The organism is uncultured Campylobacter sp., from assembly GCF_938045625.1.
Lineage (GTDB): Bacteria > Campylobacterota > Campylobacteria > Campylobacterales > Campylobacteraceae > Campylobacter_A.
This window is the reverse complement of record NZ_CALIAV010000009.1, coordinates 1-5446: the sequence shown is the minus strand read 5'-3', so window position 1 is coordinate 5446 and position 5446 is coordinate 1. Positions and strand designations below refer to the sequence as shown.

Annotated in this window: 6 protein-coding genes; 1 reads left to right on the top strand and 5 read right to left on the bottom strand. The window is 46.1% G+C overall.

Going from position 1 to position 5446, the window contains the following annotated elements; genetic code table 11:
* Nucleotides 1-107: 107 nt before the first annotated feature.
* Nucleotides 108-542, top strand: a complete 435-nt coding sequence (gene hemJ / locus Q0386_RS00560) for a protoporphyrinogen oxidase HemJ (RefSeq protein WP_002944278.1) — start codon at nt 108-110, stop codon at nt 540-542.
* Nucleotides 543-1022: 480 nt separating this feature from the next.
* On the opposite strand, the gene Q0386_RS00555 is transcribed toward hemJ, so the two are convergent.
* Genes Q0386_RS00555 through Q0386_RS00535 form a run of 5 tightly spaced genes read right to left on the bottom strand, consistent with a single transcriptional unit; the run spans nt 1023 to nt 5137 of the window.
* Nucleotides 1023-2159, bottom strand: coding sequence for a PLP-dependent aspartate aminotransferase family protein (locus Q0386_RS00555; RefSeq protein ID WP_299025601.1), 1137 nt, complete (start codon nt 2157-2159; stop codon nt 1023-1025).
* 16 nt (nt 2160-2175) lie between these two features.
* On the bottom strand, nt 2176-2910 hold the full coding sequence (locus Q0386_RS00550) for an amino acid ABC transporter ATP-binding protein (protein WP_299025597.1): 735 nt from the start codon (nt 2908-2910) through the stop codon (nt 2176-2178).
* Complete coding sequence (locus Q0386_RS00545) at nt 2910-3578, bottom strand: amino acid ABC transporter permease (protein WP_299025594.1); 669 nt, start codon at nt 3576-3578, stop codon at nt 2910-2912. Before Q0386_RS00545 ends, Q0386_RS00550 begins: the two co-directional genes overlap by 1 nt.
* Nucleotides 3579-3584: 6 nt before the next feature.
* Nucleotides 3585-4337 (bottom strand): amino acid ABC transporter substrate-binding protein, encoded by a 753-nt coding sequence (locus Q0386_RS00540; protein WP_299025591.1) that lies wholly within the window; start codon nt 4335-4337, stop codon nt 3585-3587.
* A gap of 41 nt (nt 4338-4378) precedes the next feature.
* Nucleotides 4379-5137, bottom strand: coding sequence for an amino acid ABC transporter substrate-binding protein (locus tag Q0386_RS00535; RefSeq protein ID WP_299025588.1), 759 nt, complete (start codon nt 5135-5137; stop codon nt 4379-4381).
* Between the last annotated feature and the right edge of the window lie 309 nt (nt 5138-5446).

Sequence of the window (5446 nt, the reverse complement as noted above, 5' to 3'; positions counted from 1 at the left end):
AAATTTGACGAAGATAAGGCATATAGCCTATCGAGTCAAATTTTAAGGAAATCCGCAAAAAGCGCTCAAAAGACAAGCCGCTAAAATAAAAATCAAAAGGAGAAAAAATGGCAGAGTATTACAACCTCATCAAGTATTTCCACTACTTGTGCTTCATCTCGTGGATGGCGTTTTTGTTCTATCAGCCGCGCCTCTACGTCTATCACGCGGAAAATATGGACAAGCCGGACTTTGTGCGCGTCGTCGAGGTACAGGAGTACAAGATGTACCACTACATCGGCTGGGTCGCGTTGATCGGCACGTTTTTGACGGGCATCTTGATCATCGTCGCGATGCCTGAGCTTTTGCGCAGCGGCTACGTGCATGTCAAACTCACAGTCGTCGTTATCCTCGCGGCGTTTCATCTGGATCTTGGCCGCTATATGGTGCAGCTGCGCGAGAAACGCTGTAACAAGAGCGGTATGTTCTTTCGCGCTTACAACGAAGTGCCGACTATCGCGATGGTCATCATCATCTGGATGATGGTGTACAAGCCGTTTTAAACCGCGATAAATACGCGTTCCGAGGTGCGGCAAACCCGCTTTGCCTCGGGACCGCGAAGTTAAATTTAGCCTTGAGTTTTCGAGCCGTATCTTACAAATTCGGTATACAAAGTTAAACCGATTTTTCATCATTGGGCTCAATTAAACCCGGTCTCCCAAACGACATTAACTCAAATTAAATCGCTAAAATTTGAAAATCTCCCCAATCTAAACGCTTCCGCGCATATCTTTCATCACGGATTCGAGATTTCGGCGCAGGTTAGCTTGTGAGTTATCTTGGGTGTTTTAGGCGTCGGGATTTTTGCTAGTTTATTTAAAATAAAATAGCCACAGACTGATTTGGCGACAATTTATAAATTCGCCCACCTTGGCGCTAGCTGCCGCTTTAGCAAATTAGGCGCACCAATTTTGCCCGCCTAGCCAAGGCTAAATTTGATAAACTTAGCCCGAGCGATAAAAGCGCCAAGATGGCAAGTAGAGTTAAATTTTAGCTTTATTTATTGCCTGCTCCAAATCCGCGATCAAATCATCCGAATTTTCGATACCGACGGCAAGGCGTAGCAAGCCTTGAGTAATGCCGATTTTAGCTTGTAAATCCTGCGAATAAGATTCATGAGTCATTGAGGCCGGATGGCAGATTAGACTCTCTACACCGCCAAGACTAACGGCCAGGTCAAAAAGTTCTAGACTTTTAGCAAAAATTTTATAGTCGTAGCCATCCTTTAGCTCCAGCGAGATTAGCGCGCCGATGCCGCTAGCTTGGGTGTTTTGGATACGTTTTTCCTCGGCCGAAAATGAACCTGCGTAATACACGGTTTTAACAGCCGAGTTTTTTTCTAAAAATTCTACGATTTTTAGCGTATTTTCGCTTTGTCTATCAAATCTCACGCTAAGAGTTTTGAGGCCTCTTATTAGATTATAAGCATCTGCAGGGCTTAGCGTCGCGCCGAGAGTATTTTTCATGAAAGCTATACGCTCGGCTAGCACATCGTTGTCGGTCGTTACGACCCCGGCGATTACGTCGGCATGTCCGCCGATATATTTCGTCGCGCTATAAACGACGATATCGGCACCAAATTTGAGGGCTTTTTGATAATACGGCGTCAGAAAAGTATTATCGACGACGACAAGCGCGCCGTTTTTACGAGCTAGCTCGGCTAGTCTGGCGATATCCGTTACTCGAAGTAGCGGATTTGACGGCGTTTCGATAAATATCATCTTAACGTCTTCGTCCAGACGAGAGATTTTATTTAGATCTTCGACGAGTTCAAATTTGATCCCGAAATTTGCGAAAATACCGTTTGTGTAGCGGTAAGTGCCGCCGTAAACATTACTATTTAAAAGCACTTTGTCACCGCTTTTTAGCAGGTTAAAAACAGCCGAGGTCGCCGCCATGCCCGAAGCTAGAGCAAAGGCGTATTTGCTGTCTTCAAATTTGGCAAAAAGCTCTTCAAATGCATTTCTCGTTGGATTTGCGCTACGAGAATAAGCGTACTTTTGAAAGTCGCCTAAACCATCTTGCGCAAACGTCGTGGCTAGATAGATAGGCGGAACGACCGCGCCGTGAGGATTGTTTTTGGCTTCGAGGCCTTTTACGATTAGTGTATCTATTTTCATTTTTTTCCTTTAAATTTTAAAAATCCATCGCCGAAATAAATTTGACTATGCGCGGCGAGTCGCTGCTGAAAAATTCCTCAGCCGTACCGTCAAATTCGATATTGCCGCGCTCTAAAAATAAAATTCGATCCGCGACTTTGCGGGCGAAGTTCATATTATGCGTGACGATGATGAGCGAGTCGCGCTCCTTGCTAAGGCTGCCGATAACCTTCAAAACCTCGGCCTCAAGCTCCGGATCAAGCGCGCTCGTGGGCTCGTCCAAAAGCAAAAAATACGGCTTCATCGCAAGCGCTCGCGCTATCGCCACCCGCTGCGATTGACCGCCCGAGAGCCTGCTTGGATACTCGTGCTCCTTGCCCTTTAGCCCGACCTTTTCAAGTAGCGCCAAGGCCTCAATTTCTGCCTGCTCTTTCGGGATTTTAAGCACCTGCACGGGGCCTTCGGTTACGTTTTGTAGAGCCGTTAGGTGCGGAAATAGATTAAAGCTCTGAAAGACCATCCCCGTGTGCTCGCGAAACGGCAGCATATCTTTTTTCGAAATTTTACCGACGAAATTTATCTTATCGCCTCCAAGCTCAAGCTCGCCGCCGTCCGGGATCTCGAGTAAATTTATGCAACGCAGCAGGGTTGATTTGCCCGAGCCCGAGCTTCCTAAAATAACCGTAGTCTCGCCGTCTTTAAATTCTAAATTTAAACCGTTTAAAACAACGTTGTCGCCGAATTTCTTAGTCAAATTTTTAAATTTTATCATCACACGTACCTTGAAAATCTCTTCTCGAGCCTAGCTTGTAAAAACGTCAAAAACGTGCAAACGATCAGATAAAAAAGCGCGGCTAGCACATAAAGCGTGAGCGGATCGAAAGTGCGCGCGGCGATGCGCTGAGCGACCATAAACATATCGACCATCGTGATAGAAGCCGCAAGCGAGGTGTCTTTTAGCGTGCTGATAAAGATATTTGAAAGCGGGGGTAGCGAGATGCGCGCGGCTTGCGGAGCGATTATACGGCGTAAAATTTGCGCGTAGCTCATACCAAGCGCCGTAGCGGCTTCCCACTGGCCTTTGGGCACCGAAAGCACGGCCGCCCTAACGGCTTCGGAAGCGTAAGCGCCGATATTTAGGCTGAAAGTTATGATCGCCGCGCTCCAAACATCGAGCGTAACGCCCACGATCGGCAGACCGAAATATACGATAAAAAGCTGCACCAAAAGCGGCGTGCCGCGAAATATCCAGATATAAAATTCGCTAAATTGCTTTAAAATTTTGATATTTGCTATGCGCACGATCGCCGTTAGCACAGCGATAAGAAGTCCCAGCGAAAAGGAGATCGCCGTAAGAGGCAGCGTCACCTTTATCATCGCCAGCTCCATGGGTTGTAGCGAGCTTAGCAAAAGCTCGCTTATACGGTCAAATTCATTCATCGCCATCTACCGCGAGACATCTTTGCCGAAATACCTGATCGAAATTTCAGCCAGCTTGCCTTCGTTTTTTAGCTCCTCTATCGCTTTGCTGATCTGCTCCGCAAGCTCCGTATTGCCCTTTTGCACGATAGGCGCGGTATAGTCGGTATCGCTTCCCTCGGCGGCTATTTTAACTGGAGCGCCCGGGCGCTGTTTGATGAAGTCGTAAAATACGATATTATCGCGCACGACGGTATCTACGCGCTTGCTAACGAGAAGCTCCATGCTCTTGCTAAAGCTATCGACCGTGACGTTTTGCGCTCCGTAGCTAGCGGCCACCTTCGCCCAGTTGCTGGTAGCGGAGTCTGCATTTTTCTTGCCTTTTAGATCATCAAAGCTTTTGATATCGTTGTTATCTTTATGCGTGATGATAGCGCCATGTACGACCGTATAGGGCTGTGCATAGTCGTATTTTTTCTTGCGCTCATCGGTAACGCTTACTTGATTAAATACCGCATCGGCCTTGCCTGCATCAAATGCCGCGAGCATCGCGTCCCACGGAGCGGTTAAAAACTCGATCTTTAAATTTAGCTTCTTAGCGACTTCGCGGGCGATATCTACGTCGTAGCCCTTTAGCTCGTTTTTATCGTCGTAGTATGAAAACGGCGCATAGGTGCCTTCCGTAGCGATCGTTAAAACGCCCTCTTTTATGGTTTTGGCGTTTAAATTTAGCGTCAAAAACGCACCCAGAGCCAAAATTTTTAGTAGTTTTGAAACCATCTTTTATCCTTTAAATTTAGCTGCTTTTATGCGAGTAAAATTTACTCCGAGATATCTTTGCCGAAGTATTTGACCGAAATTTCTTTTAGCTTGCCTTCGCTTTTTAGCTCGCCAAGGGCCTTGTTTACGTCATTTACAAGCTCTTCGTTACCCTTTTTTACGATGGCTGCGGAGTAGATCGGCTCGCTACCGCTAGCGGCTATTTTTAACGGGGCGTTTGGACGCTGATTTATGTAATCATAGAAGGTCACGCTGTCGTTTATCGTCGCATCCGCGCGGCGGCTGATAATGAGCTCCACCCCTTTACTAAAGCCGTCTACGGTGACGATTTGCGCGCCGTATTTTTGCGCGATGCCGGCCCAATTGCTAGTCGCCGAATGCGCGCTTTTTTTGCCTTTTAGATCCTCGAAGCTTTTGATTTCGTTATTATCTTTATGAGTGACTAGCGCGGCGTGGGCGACGGTGTATGGAATGGTGTAATCGTATTTTTTCTTACGCTCGTCCGTGATGCTTACTTGATTGAACACGATATCGGCCTTGCCCGCATCAAATGCCGCCAGCATCGCATCCCACGGAGCTTCGACAAATTCCGCTTTTAAATTTAACTTTTTAGCCACTTCGCGTGCCACTTCTACGTCGTAGCCGGCTAGCGCGTCGTTTTTATCGTGGTAGGAGTAGGGCGAATACGTGCCTTCGGTCGCGATTTTCAAAACGCCGTTTTCGAGAGTTTTTGCATTTGCACTGGCTAAAAAAGCGAGGCTCGCCAAAGTAAGTAGAGAAGATTTTAGTAGTTTTTTCATTTTTTGTCCTTTTTAAATTTATCGTTGGCTATTCATCTAAAAAGGCCGCGAGTGCGGAGTTGAAAATATCTTTTTAAATGTTTAGCGACTTGCTAAGCACTTAAAGAGATATTCGTGCCTAGCGCCCTAGCTTTTCATTTCGCAACAACACATGTCGCACATATCGTTTTTCATAGCGTACCTTTCGAGTAAAATTTGGCGGTGATTTTATGCAAAAAAAGTTTAAGATAAAATAAATTTATATCAAAATTTCGGATTTTATTTTTTAAATGATATAAATTTTGGATACAAAATCGGCTCAAATATCGA

Bases quoted from the DNA above. Each gene is read 5' to 3' on its own strand.
- hemJ (WP_002944278.1), top strand. From the start codon at position 108: ATGGCAGAGTATTACAACCTCATCAAGTATTTCCACTACTTGTGCTTC.
- Q0386_RS00555 (WP_299025601.1), bottom strand. From the start codon at position 2,159: ATGAAAATAGATACACTAATCGTAAAAGGCCTCGAAGCCAAAAACAAT.
- Q0386_RS00550 (WP_299025597.1), bottom strand. From the start codon at position 2,910: ATGATAAAATTTAAAAATTTGACTAAGAAATTCGGCGACAACGTTGTT.
- Q0386_RS00545 (WP_299025594.1), bottom strand. From the start codon at position 3,578: ATGAATGAATTTGACCGTATAAGCGAGCTTTTGCTAAGCTCGCTACAA.
- Q0386_RS00540 (WP_299025591.1), bottom strand. From the start codon at position 4,337: ATGGTTTCAAAACTACTAAAAATTTTGGCTCTGGGTGCGTTTTTGACG.
- Q0386_RS00535 (WP_299025588.1), bottom strand. From the start codon at position 5,137: ATGAAAAAACTACTAAAATCTTCTCTACTTACTTTGGCGAGCCTCGCT.